Origin of the sequence: Phyllobacterium sp. 22229 (assembly GCF_052056495.1) — a bacterium.
GTDB classification, from domain to species: Bacteria; Pseudomonadota; Alphaproteobacteria; order Rhizobiales; family Rhizobiaceae; genus Phyllobacterium; species Phyllobacterium myrsinacearum.
In genome coordinates this window covers 270,668-285,605 of record NZ_JBQEPA010000001.1, presented here as the reverse complement: position 1 = coordinate 285,605, position 14,938 = coordinate 270,668, and the positions used below count along the sequence as shown (strand labels likewise).

Below are 14,938 nucleotides of genomic sequence, written 5' to 3'. Positions count from 1 at the left end.
CTCAATCAATGCATGACCGCACATATAACGGGAGCGATGAATGCTCCAATGGTGAAAAAATGCTACCGCAAAACCGCTGGCTGGTCCTAGCGATCGTCTCCAGCGCCCTGTTCCTCGTCGTCATTGACATGACAGTTCTCTACACGGCTTTGCCGCGTCTGACCCATGATCTCTACGCTTCGGCCTCGGCCAAGCTGTGGATCGTCAACGCCTATCCTCTGGTTGTCGCCGGCCTTCTGCCCGGTGCCGGCGCGCTTGGCGACCGGATCGGAAACAAGAAATTGTTTGCCGGCGGTCTCCTCGTGTTCGGCCTGGCCTCGCTGGCAGCCGCTTTCTCTCCGACCAGCGGGGTGCTCATCGCTTCGCGCGCCTTGCTGGCCGTCGGTGCGGCCATGATGATGCCGGCCACGCTTTCCATCGTCCGGCAAACCTTTGCCGACGAGCGGGAGCGCGCCTTTGCCATTGGCATCTGGGCGGCGATTGCATCGGGCGGCGCAGCCGTCGGGCCCGTGCTGGGCGGCGTTCTGCTCGAATATTTCTGGTGGGGCTCGGTGTTCCTCATCAATGTTCCCATCGTCGTGGTGGCGCTGGTGTTCACGCTGTGGGTCATTCCCAACCGCGCGGGTGACACGACGCGTCCCTGGGATCTCGTTGCCTCCGTACAGATCATGATCGGGCTCGTCGGCGTGACCTACGCGATCAAGGAATTCGGCAAGCAAACGCCAGCCTATGCGGCGGCACTCATGACCGCGATGATCGGCGTCGTCTTTCTGTGGCTGTTTGTCCGGCGGCAGGGACGCTCGGCGCAACCGATGATCGATTTCAGGCTGTTCAGAAACCGGAGATTCTCGTCGGGTGTCGCGACCGCCTTCATCGCCTCTCTCACGCTTGTGGGCATGGAACTGGTGCTGAGCCAGCGTTTTCAGCTGGTCATGGGGCTGTCGCCACTGGAAGCGGGGCTTTTGATTCTGCCGGTGCCGCTCGCTGCCTTTGCGGCGGGTCCGCTGGCGGGACTGGCGCTGCCGCGCCTTGGCTCGGAACCCATCATGTGGGCCAGTCTGACGGCGGCGGGGCTTGGCGTTGCCAGCCTGCTCTATGTCCATGAAGCAAGGCCGCTTGTGCAGATCGCAAGCCTTGCCGTTCTCGGCTTTGGCTTTGGCGCGGCCATGACAGCCGCATCGAGCGCCATTATGCTCAACACGCCGGAAGAAAGCGCCGGTACGGTGGCGTCGATTGAAGAGGTGTCCTACGAACTTGGCGGCGCCATGGGTGTCGCCTTGCTCGGCAGTCTCATGTCGACGATCTACAGCATCAGCCTGACGCTGCCTGACAGCATGAATGCCCCGGTGATGGTTTATGACAGCCTCGATGAGGCGTTGATCTATGCCAAGGGGCTTGCACCGGATGCTGCATCGGCTTTGACCGGTTTTGCCCGGGATGCTTTCGAGAGCGCGTTCACGTCGGTCATTCTTGTGGCTTCCGCCACGCTGATCCTTACGGCAATGGCAATCAAGCTGGCGACACGGGTAGGCAAAGCCTGATCTGCCGCGCTGACGCCAGAAACAGGCAATCCGGCCAACGCGGCCGGATTGCCTCCATGCCGCATGAACGCCTTGTTCAAATGATCGCGTGCGACAAGCCGCCGTCCACCGTTATTGCTGCTCCGGTGACATAGGAGGCGCGTTCACTGGCGAGAAACGCAGCCACGGCGCCGAATTCATCCGCTGTTCCATAGCGGCCGACAGGCACGTCCGCCTGGCTCTCTGCGGCAATGACGGCGACGTCAACACCCCGTGCTTCGGCGTCCATGCGATCCAACGCGTCCGTGCGTGCCGTGGCAAGGCGTCCGGCGAGCAGCAGATTGACCGTCACGCCATCGGCAGCCACTTCGCCGGCAAGGCTCTTCGCCCAACCCGCAACGGCGGCGCGCAATGCATTGGATGCGGTCAGGCCGGCAATCGGCTCCCGGACACTCGTGGACGATACCACGAGGATGCGGCCCCAATGCCGTTCGCGCATGCCCGGCAGGAAATGCGCGGCGATGCGCACGCCGGACAGGAACATGGTCTCGAACTGGGTGCGCCATTGGACGATGTTCAGCGATGCCGCCGGAAATGGCGGCGGCCCGCCGCCATTCAGCAGCAGGATGTCGATGCCGCCCATCGCCCCGTCAACGCGATCGAGCATGGCGGCCAAAGCCACGGGATCGGCAAGGTCGGCATTGAGAGCAAACGAGCGGGGCGAATGCACGCGCAGCGCGCCTGCCGTGGCGTTCAACGCCGCTTCGTCCCGTCCGGCAATGGCGACAACCGCGCCGTTTTCAGCGAGAGCGCCGGCAACGCCGCGGCCAAGCCCCTTATTGCCGCCGAGCACAAGCGCCCGTTTGCCTTCCAGTCCAAGGTTCATGGTAGAGTTCTCACTTTTTCAATGGGTTAGCGGACATGAATGATGGCATCGACTTCAACGGGTACATTCAGGGGCAGGCCCGCCATGCCGACCGCCGCGCGGGCATGTCTGCCCTTGTCTCCGAGTATCTCGAGCAAAAGTTCGGATGCACCGTTGCCAACGGTTGAATAGTCACTGAAGCCGGCGATGGCATTCACGTAAACCGTGATCTTAGCCACCTGGACAACCCGGCTCAAATCGCCATCCAATTCCCGGCTCAGCCAGAACAGAATGTTGGCAGCGCAGATGGCGGCCGCCTGCTTTGCCTCGTCCAGACTGATCGTTTCGCCGACTTTGCCCGTGTAGGCAATGTCATCTCCCGCTTCGGGTATCTGACCGGAGATATAGACGATATTGCCGATGCGGACGGCCGGTGCGAACGGAAAGTTGGCTGGCGCGATATCCGGCCAGGTCAGGCCGGTCTGTTCAAAACGGTCGCGGAAACTCGTCAAGGCAATCTCCTTTTGCTGGGGAGCATTCCTTGCCACGAAAGTTCGTGATAATGTATCTTGATATTGCTTATATCAATATAAGGATTCTTGATGGATATGAATCTCGATCCGCACCTGTTGCGGGCGCTGCTCGTGGTTGCCGAAACGGGCACTGTCAGCGGTGCGGCGGAGAAACTGGCGCGCACGCAGGCGGCGGTCAGCATGCAGCTCAAGCGGCTGGAGGCGGATCTTGGCACGCAGCTTCTCAAGCGTTCATCACGCGGCGTTTCGCTGACCGATTCAGGTGAGATTCTCGTGGCCTATGCCCGCAAGCTGATCGCGCTTGGCGAAGATGCGCGCCAGCAGATCGAGGGGCGCAAGCTGGTCGGGCGGGTGAGGCTCGGGCTGATTGAAGACCTCGTGGTGACGCGGCTGCCTATTCTGCTCGCCGAGTTTCGCAAGCGATTTCCGCAGGTGGAGCTTGATCTGGTCACGGCACACAGCGGCGAACTCAGCCATGATCTCCAGGCCGGGACGCTGGATATCGTCATTGCCGACCCATCGCGGTTCACCTTTGCGCCATTCTTTCACTGGTCACGGCAACTCGTCTGGAGCGGCAGCCGTTTGATCGATGTGGGCGAGGGTGATCCGATCCCGCTCATCGTCTTCGAAGGCTCCTGCACCTGGCAGGACAAGACAACCCTGGCGTTTGCCAGCGCCGGGGTCGCATGGTGCGTCGCTTGCCGGGTCTCCAGTTACGGTGCCCTGATCGGCGCCTTGCGTGCCGGGCTCGGCTACAGCCTGATGCTGCCGGAAAGCCTGCCGTCCGACTGCGAAACCATTGATGGCGGCCGCAGCCTGCCGCAGGCGCCAAGCGCGGATTTCGGTCTGTTTGTCGCCAGGGACCCTTCCAACATTGTGCGGGAGCTTGGCACGTTTCTGCGCGAAAAACTCGTGTCCTGACGTTCGTTGTCCGGCGATCCTGACGCCGGACTGGCGAAGGGCATTGTCAGCCTACTTGCACGTGGAAACAAAGTTCGCGCCGTTCAGAGCCGTTCCGTTCAACCGGAGCACGGAGTTCCCTTCCTGGGTCAGCGAGCCATTGATGTAACTGCCGAAACTGGACACAAGACAGTTGCGCGGTGTGTTGGTGACGCCGACATTGCCGTCGAGATTGACCGATGGCCCCATGAAATGGAGACCGGCTTTCGCCGCCCGGTCGATTGTCACATTGTTCAGCGTGATATCCTTGACCGATCCTCCGAGAAACTCGAAATCACTGCCATAGCTGAAAATGCCGTAGCTTCCCGCATTGCTGATTGTCACATCCTTGAAGTGAATATCCGAGACCGGATTGAGGAAGATGCCGGCGTTGCGCGGCGCATCGATCACAAGGCCTGAAACGTTCACATTGGTGGTTTTGGTTGGCAGCGTGCTTGCGGAAACCAGCATGAGCCCATTGACCCCGCCCTTGAGCGTCATATCGGCAACGGACACGTTCGATGTGCCTTGCAGCACCACCAGATCCATATCCAGACCTTGTTTCGAATTGTCGACGGTGACCTTGTTCATCCCAATGTCTTTTGCCGCCACGAGCAGAACGCCTTCGCGCCGCGAATTGCTGATGCTGACATTATCGAGGACAATGTTTGTGGCCGGACTCACCAGTTCTGCCGGCCAGGTCTTGTCGTTGATGCGGCTGCCCGCAAAGACGCCATAGGTGACATCGCTGATCGTGGTATCGCGTACCGTCAGATTGCGGGTTCCGAGCGCACTGATCGCCGCATAAGGCGCGCGGTTCGGACTGTAGACCGAGAACTCACAATCCGTGTTGTTGTTGCAGATGAAGAGATCGTGGATGCTGGCGTTCTGGATGGTCGCGCCCGCAACGTCTTCCAGCCGGATGCCGTCATTGGCCGCCTTGGCGATATCGACATTGTGAATCCACAGGTCTGCCGCCCCATGGCTTGCAATACCGGCGAAACCGCCGCGGATCGACAGGTTGGCCACTTCACTGCCTGAAGCCATCGTGATGACATCCCGGCCGGGATTGGAGCCGGTCAAAGTCGCGGCAGCGCCATCGTGGCGGAACAATGCCGTGCCGCCGCTATCGACGCCGCGCACGCCGATGACACTGCCGCCGCCGAACAGATGCTGCTGGCTGCCGAGGGTGAGCGTGTTGTCCAGCGCGATATCGCCGCTGGCCAGGACGAGGGCGTGTTTTCCTGCTGCCGCAAGCGCGCTGTTGATTGCCGCAGCCGTGCCGCTGGCCGATGAAATGCCGACGACCTTGCCGATTGCCTCGCCGGACGAGGCAAACTCAACCGCCTCCCTATCACCGGTTGTTCCAGCATGGGTGCGAATGAAATCCGCCCGCTCGACGCGCTGATACATCGGGTCGACGCTGCTTTGGCCGGACGATGTACCGCCCAGCGCGACACGCAGACGGGCACTGACGCCGAATTCAAGCCTGTCTTCATTGTCGTAGGAGGCCGAAGCGCCGAGGGCGAGGGTGGTGCCGGAACCCACGCCGGGCAAACCGGCAAATGTCAGTTCGGCACGGGCTTTGCCGCCGAAAGTATCGGCCATACCGGTGCCTTCGTACCAGTAGCCGCCGCCAAAAAGTTTGAGCTGGCTGGTTGCATCCTGCGGAAACACCGGAAGGCGAATGCCTGCTTCCGCATCCACGCCCTTGCGCGCCCGTTCCTTGCCGGCCTGAAACACCAGCGCATCGCCGCTCAGATAGGCCCGGTTGAATTCACTCAGTGTTTTGGACCCGGTGACCGGCAGATAGACATTGCTTCTGGCTTCAAACACCGAACCGATGAATTCAGTGCCGAAGGAGACCTGACCGAAGCTGTTGCCGTGGTCGCTGTGCAGCCTGTCAAAATAGCCGTAGGCGCCGATGATCGATCCGTCACTGTTGCGATGGCGGTAACCGGCGCCGAGTGATCCCTGACGGACCGAACCGCTGGCAAAGGTTCCCCGGCCTTCGACAAACAGGCCGTCGCCGTTCTGCAGCAGAAATGGCAGGAACAGTCCGGCAGTGCCCGAACCTTCGCCCGATGCGATATCGCCGCCCAGCTCGATGATCGGCCCGGCGCCCTGTGCCAAGACAAGGGAAGGCATCGCGGCACTGACAAGCAGCGCCGCCGCAAAACTCTGTATGATTCTCATGGTCGTCCCGTGGAGTTCTATTCGACGGAACCGGTGCTATGATACATGAGTATTTGAGTCAAGTAATCATTTTGGGAAACAAAAGTTCACCTCGTATGAAATGGAACTCGTAAGAAAGCGCATTAATATAATTGCTTTTCTATCTGGAATTAAATGCGAAATTGCATTTTCTATCCCGCGATCGCATATCGGCAGGCAGGCTTCCATTGCAGCGCGGCTGGTGGAGATGGGGATGGGCAGCACCCCGGCGCTGCCCATCTTCGAATAGTGTTATTTGGCGGCCGCCTTGAGCGAGCCGATGATTGCGAGCAGCTCAGGCCCGTGTTTTTCCTGTGTTCCCTTGGAACCCCAATAGGTGATGACAAGAAGCTTGTCCGGTGTCGGAGCGGCAAAGGACAGTCCGATATTCACAGCACCTTCCTTGTCCGTACCGGTCCAGTCCATATTGGTCATGTCCATTCCATTGACGTGGTCGGTTGATTCCTTCTTGGTGGAATCATCGATCTTCACACCGTTTTCCGTCAGGAAATCGATGGCGTCACTGATCACCTTGTCGGATGTTTTGGCATCGGCCACATCGACGGAGAGATAAATGGCCGAATCATCGGATGTGGCGTCGATGCCGCTGTCGGTTTCCTTGGGTCCCCAGCTGTCCGGAATGGTGATCGCCGCAACCGGAGCCTCGCTTGGAAAGGTGAGGGTCGCAGCCGGCGCCGCGGCGGGCGCCAGTGCGATCATGGTCGCCAGCACAATTTTCTTCATAAGATTTCCCCTTGGATTACAACACCGAGCATCACGAATTGCGGATCATCCCCAATTCTATGTGTTTCTTTTCATTTTTGTATATTCTGAATGTATCAGAAGTATATCTGCTATTTATTGCTTTTGTTTGCGCAATAGCAATGACATTTCCTGGCTATTTTGACCAAGACTTGAAGTTTTTATTTATGTTTGTGGTAAACGCTGCGCCGATGTCGCCCGATCGACTTGCGGCGGACGGGCGTATTCAGAACATCTTTCGATAAACGACAAAGCCGGAATGGTCTGCCACTTTGTTATAGAGTTCCATCGCCGTGTGATTGGTCTCGTGGGTGAGCCAGTAAACACGCGGAGATCCGGCATGCTGAGCCCGTTCGTAGACGCCGTTGATCAAGGCCCGGCCGACACCCTTTCCCCGGGCCGCCTCGTTCGTAAACAGGTCCTGCAGATAGCAGTTTGGTGCAACCGAAATGGTGCTGCGGTGGAAGATGTAGTGTGTCAGCCCCAGGAGTTTTCCACCGCTCTCGGCAACGAGGGCATTGACCGGCTCGTAGGCGTCGAAAAACCGTTCCCAGGTCGTACGGGTTATTTCAGCCGGCAGCGCTGTCGCACCGGACCGTCCGTAAAACGCATTGTAGCCATCCCAAAGCGGAAGCCACTGGTCATAATCCTGACGGGTGACGGGGCGAACGAGAAGGTCGTTGGTCATGGTTCATCCTGTAATCTGCGGGAAATCCGGGTACGGCAGGCGGAAGGAGGCTAAAACACGATATGCCCCGGCGACAATGGCCATTTCAGATATTTTTGCTGCGCTGGCCAGCGGTCGCTCTCATACATTCTGCCGCCGCTTGATCCCCATCAGGCGCTCATACAGTTTCAGCCGTTTTGGCCGCTTCTTGCGGATCGAGGGAGGCGTGGCCGACAGAAGGCCCGGCTGCAGGCAAACCGAATTGAGGCGTATGACTTTTTCGCCGCGAATCGTCCAGGTGTGGAGAAACGGCACCGTCGCATCGCCGTCATGCATCTTGAACTGTACGAGTGCGTGCACTTCGTCATCCTGGCAATTCAGGGTTTCATAAATGACGGATGTCGGTTCAAGATAAAGCGAATACTGGCGTACGCAGGTGCCCAGATAATGATCCGGTCCCTGGTAGATGCCACCCCACGGCACGCTGTCCCCGATACGGGCCACGAAGTCATTGTCGAGCAGCGGCGCGGTTGATTGCGGTCCGTCGCTGCGCGTTTTTTCATAGACGAGCCTGATCAGGGCTCTGTTCTTGTCCTTGATGGTGCCGTTCATTCTCTGTTCTGGTCCCCGAGGCACCGCTGAGTGACGGTTCCGGGCCAATCCTACTGCGGTCTGGCTGGCGGGTATAGGCCCACGCCTGTCCCTATCGGACGCTGCGGAGGTGTGCGACTGCAACGGAGTTGAAAAGCTTGGGCTTGTGGTGAGCGCGCGGGGGTTCGAACCCCGGACCTACTGATTAAAAGTCAGTTGCTCTACCGGCTGAGCTACGCGCTCCCAGGCAGGGAAGGCGGTTGCGCTGCCCCTGGGGAATTGCGGCGGAACATAGGGATGGGATTGGCATTGGTCAACAGCTATTGTGCACTGTTTTTGCAAGATTAAGCCCTGTTTTTGCCCTGTCCACGGTTTTTCCGGGCATCGGAGGCATTTTACATGGGGTTGGCACTGCCGCTGGCAACAATCGCGGCGCGTCTGTGTGCCAAGCTGTCGAAAAGGTGATTGGAATTTGCCGGGGATTCGGCCTATGGCACCTTCCATCCGAATTGAAATGCCAAACAAGGAGCGCATATGGCGCTTGATGTATCCTATCTGACCGCTGCCGGTGCCGGTGCGCTGTCCTTTCTCTCCCCCTGTGTGCTGCCGCTGGTGCCGCCTTATCTCTGCTACATGGCCGGCGTGACGGTGGAGGATTTCCGTTCCGATCAGCCCGCGGCCCGTGTGTCGCCGGTGCGGCAGGCGCTGTTGCTGTCGTCATTCTGCTTCGTTCTCGGTTTTTCGACTGTTTTCGTGCTTCTCGGGGCGGGCGCGTCGACGATCGGCGGACTCCTGCGCATGTGGCAGCAGGAGATCGCCATTGCCGCGGGTGTCGTCATCATCCTGATGGGGCTGAATTTCCTCGGCGTGTTCCGCCTTGCCTTTTTGTCGCGTGAAGCGCGGTTCCAGACGAAAGGCAAGCCGGCAAATCCGCTGGCTGCCTATGTCATGGGGCTGGCCTTTGCCTTTGGCTGGACACCCTGCATCGGGCCGGTTCTCGGGCCGATCCTCGCCCTTGCGGGAGGCCGCGATACGGTTTCCGACGGGGCGCTGCTGCTGGCGATCTATTCGCTTGGCCTTGGCATTCCCTTCATCATCGCCGCACTGTTTTCCGGTTACTTCATGCGGTTCCTCACGCGCTTCCGCATGCATCTCGGCAAGGTGGAAAAGGTGATGGGCGGCCTTCTGGTCATCACCGGCGTGCTGTTCCTGACCGGTGGATTGCAGACATTCTCTTTCTGGCTGCTTGAAACATTTCCCATCCTTGGCCAACTCGGCTAAAGAAACGGAACTTGTTCATGCATTGGCAACCGGGATTATGCCACGATCGGGCGTAAAACTGTGTCGAGCCAAAACGGATCCGGAATTCTGACAATGACATCACGTACCTGCCTCTCGGTCATTCTTGCCGCCGGTGAGGGCACGCGCATGAAATCAGCGCTGCCGAAAGTGCTTCATCCGATCGCCGGTCTGCCTATCGTTGCCCATGTGGCGAAGGCCGTTCACAGCGCCGGGGGCAGCGATATCGCCCTGGTTGTCGGACGCGGCGCCGATGCGGTGCGCGACGCGGTGCAATCGGTGGTTTCCCATGTCACGGTGCACGAACAGACCGAACGGCTCGGCACCGCCCACGCGGTGCTGGCTGCCCGCGATGCGATCGCGCGCGGCTATGACGATATCCTCGTCGTCTTCGGCGACACCCCGCTCATTGAAACCGCCGCGCTGGATAGGGCACGCGCCAAATTGGCCCGGGGTGCCGATGTCGTTGTCATGGGCTTCCGGCCGGACAATCCGGCGGGTTACGGGCGTCTGATCGAGAAAGACAGCAAGCTGATCGCCATCCGCGAAGACAAGGATGCCAGCGACGACGAGAAAAAGATCGGTTTCTGCAATGGCGGCCTGATGGCCTTGCGCGGCGACAGTGCGCTGCAACTGCTGGACAAGGTCACCAACGCCAATGCCAAGGGCGAATATTATCTGACGGATGTGGTTGAAATCGGCAATGCGCTGGGAAAATCCGTCATTGCCATCGATATCGCCGTCGACAATGTCATCGGCATCAACACCCGTGTCGAACTGGCGGAAGCCGAAGCCATCTGGCAGAACCGCAAACGGCGGGCGATGATGCTCGCCGGTGTCAGCATGCAGGCACCGGAAACCGTGTTTTTTGCGCATGACACCTTGATCGAGGCGGATGCGATGCTCGAACCGCATATTGTTTTCGGCCCGGGCGTGTCGGTTGCAACAGGCGCCGTCATTCACGCTTTTTCGCATCTGGAACGGGCAAAGGTGGGGCCGGGTGCCAATGTCGGCCCGTTCGCGCGCCTGCGTCCGGGTGCCGATCTTGCCGCCAATGCCAAGGTCGGAAATTTCGTCGAGGTCAAGAACACCAGGATCGGTGTTGGCGCCAAGGTCAGCCATTTGACCTATCTGGGTGATGCCACCGTGGGCGCCGATGCCAATATCGGTGCCGGAACCATCACCTGCAATTACGATGGCTATAACAAGGCTTTGACGGAGATCGGCGCCGGTGCTTTTATCGGTTCCAACACGTCGCTGGTTGCGCCGGTGTCGGTTGGTGACAATGCCTACGTCGCATCGGGCAGCGTGATTACGCAGAATGTCCCGGCGGACGCGCTGGCGTTTGGCCGGGCGCATCAGGTCAACAAGGAAGGCCGGGCGGTTCAGCTGCGCGCAGGCTATGCCGCGCAGAAAAAGGCCAAGAAGGCCGCGGAATAACGCATTGGCAGTTCTTGCCAGACATTGAAACGGAATTTGACTTCCTGCCGGGACATATTCGCCTGAGGCAGGTTGAAATCGAGACCCTGAGCCATCGGAGCTTTTTATGTGCGGTATTGTAGGAATTATCGGACGCGAGCAGGTTGCGCCTTTGCTGGTGGACGCGCTGAAACGCTTGGAATATCGCGGTTATGATTCCGCCGGGGTTGCAACGCTGGACGGAGGTGTTCTCGACCGGCGGCGCGCCGAAGGCAAACTGGTCAATCTCGATACGCTGCTGAAGGATCAGCCGCTTTCCGGTACCATCGGCATCGGCCACACGCGCTGGGCCACGCATGGCGCGCCAACCGTGCGCAATGCCCACCCGCACACCACGCCGCGCCTTGCCGTCATTCACAACGGCATCATCGAGAATTTTGCCGAGCTGCGCAGCATGCTGGAAAAGGACGGCTACGTCTTCGAGACGGAAACCGACACGGAGACGGTCGCCCATCTGGTGACGCGTGCGCTGGATCGCGGCCTTGCTCCGGTTGAAGCCGTTCGCCAGACCTTGCCGCAGCTGCGCGGTGCCTTTGCCATTGCCATCATGTTCAAGGGCGAAGACGACCTGCTGATCGCGGCCCGCAATGGCCCGCCGCTTGCGGTCGGTTACGGCGACGGCGAGATGTATCTGGGCTCGGACGCCATCGCGCTTGCCCCTTTCACCGACCGCCTGTCCTATCTGGAGGACGGTGACTGGGCCGTGCTGACGCGCAAGGGCGTGGTGATCTATGACGAGGCCGGTGCAGCCGTGCAGCGCCGCATCGAAAAATCAGCCGGTACGGCGTTCCTCGTCAGCAAAGGCAATCACCGGCACTTCATGGAAAAGGAAATCCATGAACAGCCTGAAGTGATTTCCCATACGCTGGCCAATTATCTCGATTTTTCCAAGGGCACGGTCCGCAGCAATGCGGCGCCCGTGGATTTTGCCAGGATCGACCGGATCGCAGCCTCCGCCTGCGGAACGGCCTACTACGCCGGACTGATCGGCAAATACTGGTTCGAACACATTGCGCGGCTTCCCGTCGATATCGATGTGGCCTCAGAATTCCGTTACCGCGAAATGCCCCTGTCCAAGGACAGCCTGGCGCTGTTTGTCTCCCAGTCCGGCGAAACCGCCGATACGCTGGCGTCGCTGCGCTACTGCAAGCAGCAGGGACTGACCATCGGTTCGGTGGTCAATGTGCGGGAATCGACCATGGCGCGCGAGTCGGACACCATCTTCCCGACCCTGGCCGGTCCGGAAGTCGGCGTTGCTTCCACCAAGGCGTTCACCTGCCAGTTGTCGGTGCTTGCGTCGCTGGCGGTTATTGCCGGCAAGATGCGCGGGACCATTTCGGAAGACGACGAGCGGCGTCTGGTGCATGAACTGTCAGAAATTCCGCGCTATGCCACGCAGGCCCTGAAGCTTGAGCAGCAGATCGAGGCGATCAGCCGCGATCTCTCGCAGGTCAAGCATGCGCTTTATCTCGGCCGCGGCACGAGTTTCCCGCTGGCGCTGGAAGGCGCGCTGAAGCTGAAGGAAATTTCCTACATTCATGCGGAGGGGTATGCGGCGGGCGAGTTGAAGCACGGCCCGATCGCGCTGATCGATGAATCCATGCCGGTCATCGTCATTGCCCCCTATGATCACTGGTTTGAAAAGACCGTATCGAACATGCAGGAAGTGGCGGCGCGCGGCGGCAAGATCATCCTGATCACCGATGAGCGCGGCGCGGCGGCAAGCACGCTGAAAACCATGCATACGGTCATTCTGCCGGATATGCCCGAAATCATCACGCCGATCATTTATGCGCTGCCGATCCAGATGCTGGCCTATTACACGGCTGTCTTCATGGGAACGGACGTCGACCAGCCGCGCAATCTGGCAAAATCGGTCACGGTTGAATGATTCACCCGGCGCGAAGCAGCCGGACGGCTTCATCGCGCTCAAAGAGATAGAGCAGGACGCGCAGGGCTTCGCCGCGCGCGCTCTGCAGTTCCGGGTCGCGCCCGAGAATATAGCGCGCATCTTTCCTGGCGATTTCGAGCAGCTCCTGATGCGCCTCGATGCTGGCGAGGCGAAAACCCGGCGTGCCGGATTGGCGGGTGCCCAGCAATTCGCCTTCGCCGCGCAGTTTCAGATCTTCCTCGGCAATGCGGAAGCCATCTTCCGTCTCGCGCATGATTTCCAGCCGCGCCCGCGCCACCTCGCCGAGCGGGCCCTTATAGAGCAGCAGGCAGGTTGACGGCTTGTCGCCGCGCCCGACGCGGCCGCGCAGCTGGTGCAACTGGGCAAGGCCGAACCGCTCGGCATGCTCAATGACGATAATCGTGGCATCGGGCACATCCACGCCCACTTCAATGACTGTGGTTGCAATCAGCAGACGCGTCTCGCCGTTCTTGAAGGCCAGCATGGCGGCGTCTTTTTCCTGCCCGGTCATGCGGCCGTGGACGAGGCCGATCTGATTACCCAGCAAGGGCTGCAGCGACTGGAAGCGCTCTTCGGCTGAAACCAGGTCAACCAATTCGGATTCTTCGACCAGCGGGCAGATCCAGTAGATTTTCTGGCCGTCGGCGATGGCGCGGCGCATGCGGTCCACCAGCTCGCTCAGGCGCTCCATCGGCAGGATGGCGGTGGTGATCGGCCGACGCCCGGCGGGCTTTTCCGTCAGTTTCGACACGTCCATGTCGCCAAAGGCGGTCAGAACCAGCGTGCGCGGAATGGGCGTTGCTGTCATGACCAGCATATCAGGCGCGGATCCCTTGGACTGAAGCAACAGCCGTTGATGCACACCGAAACGATGCTGTTCATCAATGATTACAAAGACAAGATCGTGGTAGTTCACCTTTTCCTGGAAGAGCGCATGCGTCCCGATGACGATGTGGATGGCGCCGGAACGCAGGCCGTCAAGAATATCCTCGCGCTCGCGGCCCTTTTCCCGGCCGGTCAGCAGGGCTGTCCGCAGACCCGCCTTGGCCGCGAGCGGCGCAATGGTGGCATAGTGCTGCCGGGCCAGAACCTCGGTCGGCACCATCAGGGCGGATTGGCCACCGGATTCGGCCGCATGCGCCATGGCCAAAAGGCCGACGATGGTTTTGCCCGAACCAACGTCGCCTTGCAAAAGCCGGAGCATGCGTTCCGGCTGGCGCAGGTCAGCGATAATCTCCTTGATCGCCTGTTGCTGGCTGCCCGTCAGGTCATAGGGCAAGGCTTCAATGACTTTGGCTTTCAGGCTGCCGTCGCCCTCCAGCTTGCGGCCGGACAGCCGGCGGGTTTTCAGCCGCACGAGCGCCAGAGCAAGCTGGCCTGCCAGAAACTCGTCATAGGCAAGCCGCTGGCGCGCGGGATGGTCCAGTGCGATATCGGAGGGATCCTGCGGGCGATGAATCGTTTCAAGCGCCTGCCGGTGCGCGGGAAAACCATGTTTTGCCAGCACGGGCGCCTCGATCCACTCGGGCATTTCCGGTGTGCGTGCCAGCGCTTCATGTATGCCGCGTGCCAGCACCTTGGGCGACAGCCCGGCCGTCAGCGGATAAACCGGTTCGACAAGCGGCAGCGACGCTGCATCGGCGATGCTGGCGATATGGTCGGGGTGAACCATGCTCGGGCGGCCGTTGAACCATTCGATGCGGCCGGAGACGATAACGGTTTCGCCGACCGGCATGATATTTTCCAGCCAGGGGCGCTTGGCATGAAAGAAGACAAGGCCGATTTCGCCGGTATCGTCATGCGCAAAAACCCGGTGCGGTACGTTGCTTCGTCCGCTCGGTGCCGGCTGGTGCCGGTCGATACGCACTTCCAGCGTCACGATGGCACCCTCCGGCGCATGGGCGATGCCGGGGCGATTGCGCCGGTCAATGACACTGTTGGGCGGCAGGTAGACCAGATTGCCGACGCGCGGTTCGGTTCCGGGTGGCTGTGTTCCCAGCAGCGTGGCAAGCAGACCCGTCACTTTCGGCCCGATGCCGGGCAGCGAGCGGACAGAAGCAAAAAGGGGATCAAGCAATGAAGGACGCATTCCCTAGGTTTAACGCGTTCATAATGCGTTGCAAGGCTGACATCGTCGGCAAGGCGCGCTATACCCAG

The 14,938-nt window shown here is 60.1% G+C and carries 12 protein-coding genes and 1 tRNA gene; 5 read left to right on the top strand and 8 right to left on the bottom strand.

What is annotated here, in order from left to right; all coding sequences use genetic code 11:
• Positions 1–59 precede the first annotated feature (59 nt).
• Positions 60–1,541, top strand: coding sequence for an MFS transporter (locus ACTJJ7_RS01425; protein ID WP_440964941.1), 1,482 nt, complete (start codon positions 60–62; stop codon positions 1,539–1,541).
• A 76-nt stretch (positions 1,542–1,617) separates the two neighbouring features.
• Here the strand turns inward: ACTJJ7_RS01425 and ACTJJ7_RS01420 are convergent, their stop codons facing one another.
• Positions 1,618–2,406: an SDR family oxidoreductase gene (locus ACTJJ7_RS01420; protein ID WP_440964939.1), complete on the bottom strand. Its 789-nt coding sequence runs from the start codon at positions 2,404–2,406 to the stop codon at positions 1,618–1,620.
• 26 nt (positions 2,407–2,432) lie between these two features.
• Positions 2,433–2,897 (bottom strand): RidA family protein, encoded by a 465-nt coding sequence (locus ACTJJ7_RS01415; RefSeq protein WP_440964937.1) that lies wholly within the window; start codon positions 2,895–2,897, stop codon positions 2,433–2,435.
• A 90-nt stretch (positions 2,898–2,987) separates the two neighbouring features.
• Between ACTJJ7_RS01415 and ACTJJ7_RS01410 the strand changes: the two genes are divergently transcribed.
• Complete coding sequence (locus tag ACTJJ7_RS01410) at positions 2,988–3,839, top strand: LysR family transcriptional regulator (RefSeq protein WP_440964935.1); 852 nt, start codon at positions 2,988–2,990, stop codon at positions 3,837–3,839.
• Between the two features lie 51 nt (positions 3,840–3,890).
• Here the strand turns inward: ACTJJ7_RS01410 and ACTJJ7_RS01405 are convergent, their stop codons facing one another.
• From ACTJJ7_RS01405 to ACTJJ7_RS01385, 5 genes are all read right to left on the bottom strand, one after another.
• Positions 3,891–6,053 (bottom strand): right-handed parallel beta-helix repeat-containing protein, encoded by a 2,163-nt coding sequence (locus ACTJJ7_RS01405; protein WP_440964933.1) that lies wholly within the window; start codon positions 6,051–6,053, stop codon positions 3,891–3,893.
• Positions 6,054–6,323: 270 nt separating this feature from the next.
• A complete protein-coding gene (locus tag ACTJJ7_RS01400) occupies positions 6,324–6,815 on the bottom strand; it encodes a histidine kinase (RefSeq protein WP_440964931.1) in 492 nt (163 codons plus the stop codon).
• Between the two features lie 244 nt (positions 6,816–7,059).
• Positions 7,060–7,521, bottom strand: coding sequence for an N-acetyltransferase family protein (locus tag ACTJJ7_RS01395; protein WP_440964929.1), 462 nt, complete (start codon positions 7,519–7,521; stop codon positions 7,060–7,062).
• Between the two features lie 120 nt (positions 7,522–7,641).
• Positions 7,642–8,112, bottom strand: a complete 471-nt coding sequence (locus ACTJJ7_RS01390) for a hypothetical protein (RefSeq protein ID WP_105732737.1) — start codon at positions 8,110–8,112, stop codon at positions 7,642–7,644.
• A gap of 146 nt (positions 8,113–8,258) precedes the next feature.
• A tRNA-Lys gene (locus tag ACTJJ7_RS01385) sits at positions 8,259–8,334 on the bottom strand.
• A gap of 291 nt (positions 8,335–8,625) precedes the next feature.
• Between ACTJJ7_RS01385 and ACTJJ7_RS01380 the strand changes: the two genes are divergently transcribed.
• The 3 genes from ACTJJ7_RS01380 (at position 8,626) to glmS (ending at position 12,760) form a co-directional block, all read left to right on the top strand.
• Positions 8,626–9,372 carry a cytochrome c biogenesis CcdA family protein gene (locus ACTJJ7_RS01380; RefSeq protein ID WP_105732738.1) on the top strand — a complete coding sequence of 249 codons (747 nt, stop codon included), beginning with the start codon at positions 8,626–8,628 and terminating at the stop codon, positions 9,370–9,372.
• A gap of 93 nt (positions 9,373–9,465) precedes the next feature.
• Complete coding sequence (gene glmU, locus ACTJJ7_RS01375; RefSeq protein ID WP_440964926.1) at positions 9,466–10,830, top strand: bifunctional UDP-N-acetylglucosamine diphosphorylase/glucosamine-1-phosphate N-acetyltransferase GlmU; 1,365 nt, start codon at positions 9,466–9,468, stop codon at positions 10,828–10,830.
• 106 nt (positions 10,831–10,936) lie between these two features.
• On the top strand, positions 10,937–12,760 hold the full coding sequence (gene glmS, locus ACTJJ7_RS01370) for a glutamine--fructose-6-phosphate transaminase (isomerizing) (RefSeq protein ID WP_440964924.1): 1,824 nt from the start codon (positions 10,937–10,939) through the stop codon (positions 12,758–12,760).
• A gap of 1 nt (position 12,761) precedes the next feature.
• On the opposite strand, the gene recG is transcribed toward glmS, so the two are convergent.
• Positions 12,762–14,870, bottom strand: a complete 2,109-nt coding sequence (recG, locus tag ACTJJ7_RS01365) for an ATP-dependent DNA helicase RecG (protein WP_440964922.1) — start codon at positions 14,868–14,870, stop codon at positions 12,762–12,764.
• Positions 14,871–14,938 lie beyond the last annotated feature (68 nt).

What these genes read in the sequence shown, in the direction of transcription:
- ACTJJ7_RS01390 (WP_105732737.1), bottom strand. Translation starts at nt 8,112, where the DNA reads ATGAACGGCACCATCAAGGACAAGAACAGAGCCCTGATCAGGCTCGTC.
- ACTJJ7_RS01395 (WP_440964929.1), bottom strand. Translation starts at nt 7,521, where the DNA reads ATGACCAACGACCTTCTCGTTCGCCCCGTCACCCGTCAGGATTATGAC.
- ACTJJ7_RS01380 (WP_105732738.1), top strand. Translation starts at nt 8,626, where the DNA reads ATGGCGCTTGATGTATCCTATCTGACCGCTGCCGGTGCCGGTGCGCTG.
- recG (WP_440964922.1), bottom strand. Translation starts at nt 14,870, where the DNA reads ATGCGTCCTTCATTGCTTGATCCCCTTTTTGCTTCTGTCCGCTCGCTG.
- glmU (WP_440964926.1), top strand. Translation starts at nt 9,466, where the DNA reads ATGACATCACGTACCTGCCTCTCGGTCATTCTTGCCGCCGGTGAGGGC.
- ACTJJ7_RS01405 (WP_440964933.1), bottom strand. Translation starts at nt 6,053, where the DNA reads ATGAGAATCATACAGAGTTTTGCGGCGGCGCTGCTTGTCAGTGCCGCG.
- ACTJJ7_RS01420 (WP_440964939.1), bottom strand. Translation starts at nt 2,406, where the DNA reads ATGAACCTTGGACTGGAAGGCAAACGGGCGCTTGTGCTCGGCGGCAAT.
- ACTJJ7_RS01400 (WP_440964931.1), bottom strand. Translation starts at nt 6,815, where the DNA reads ATGAAGAAAATTGTGCTGGCGACCATGATCGCACTGGCGCCCGCCGCG.
- ACTJJ7_RS01425 (WP_440964941.1), top strand. Translation starts at nt 60, where the DNA reads ATGCTACCGCAAAACCGCTGGCTGGTCCTAGCGATCGTCTCCAGCGCC.
- ACTJJ7_RS01410 (WP_440964935.1), top strand. Translation starts at nt 2,988, where the DNA reads ATGGATATGAATCTCGATCCGCACCTGTTGCGGGCGCTGCTCGTGGTT.
- glmS (WP_440964924.1), top strand. Translation starts at nt 10,937, where the DNA reads ATGTGCGGTATTGTAGGAATTATCGGACGCGAGCAGGTTGCGCCTTTG.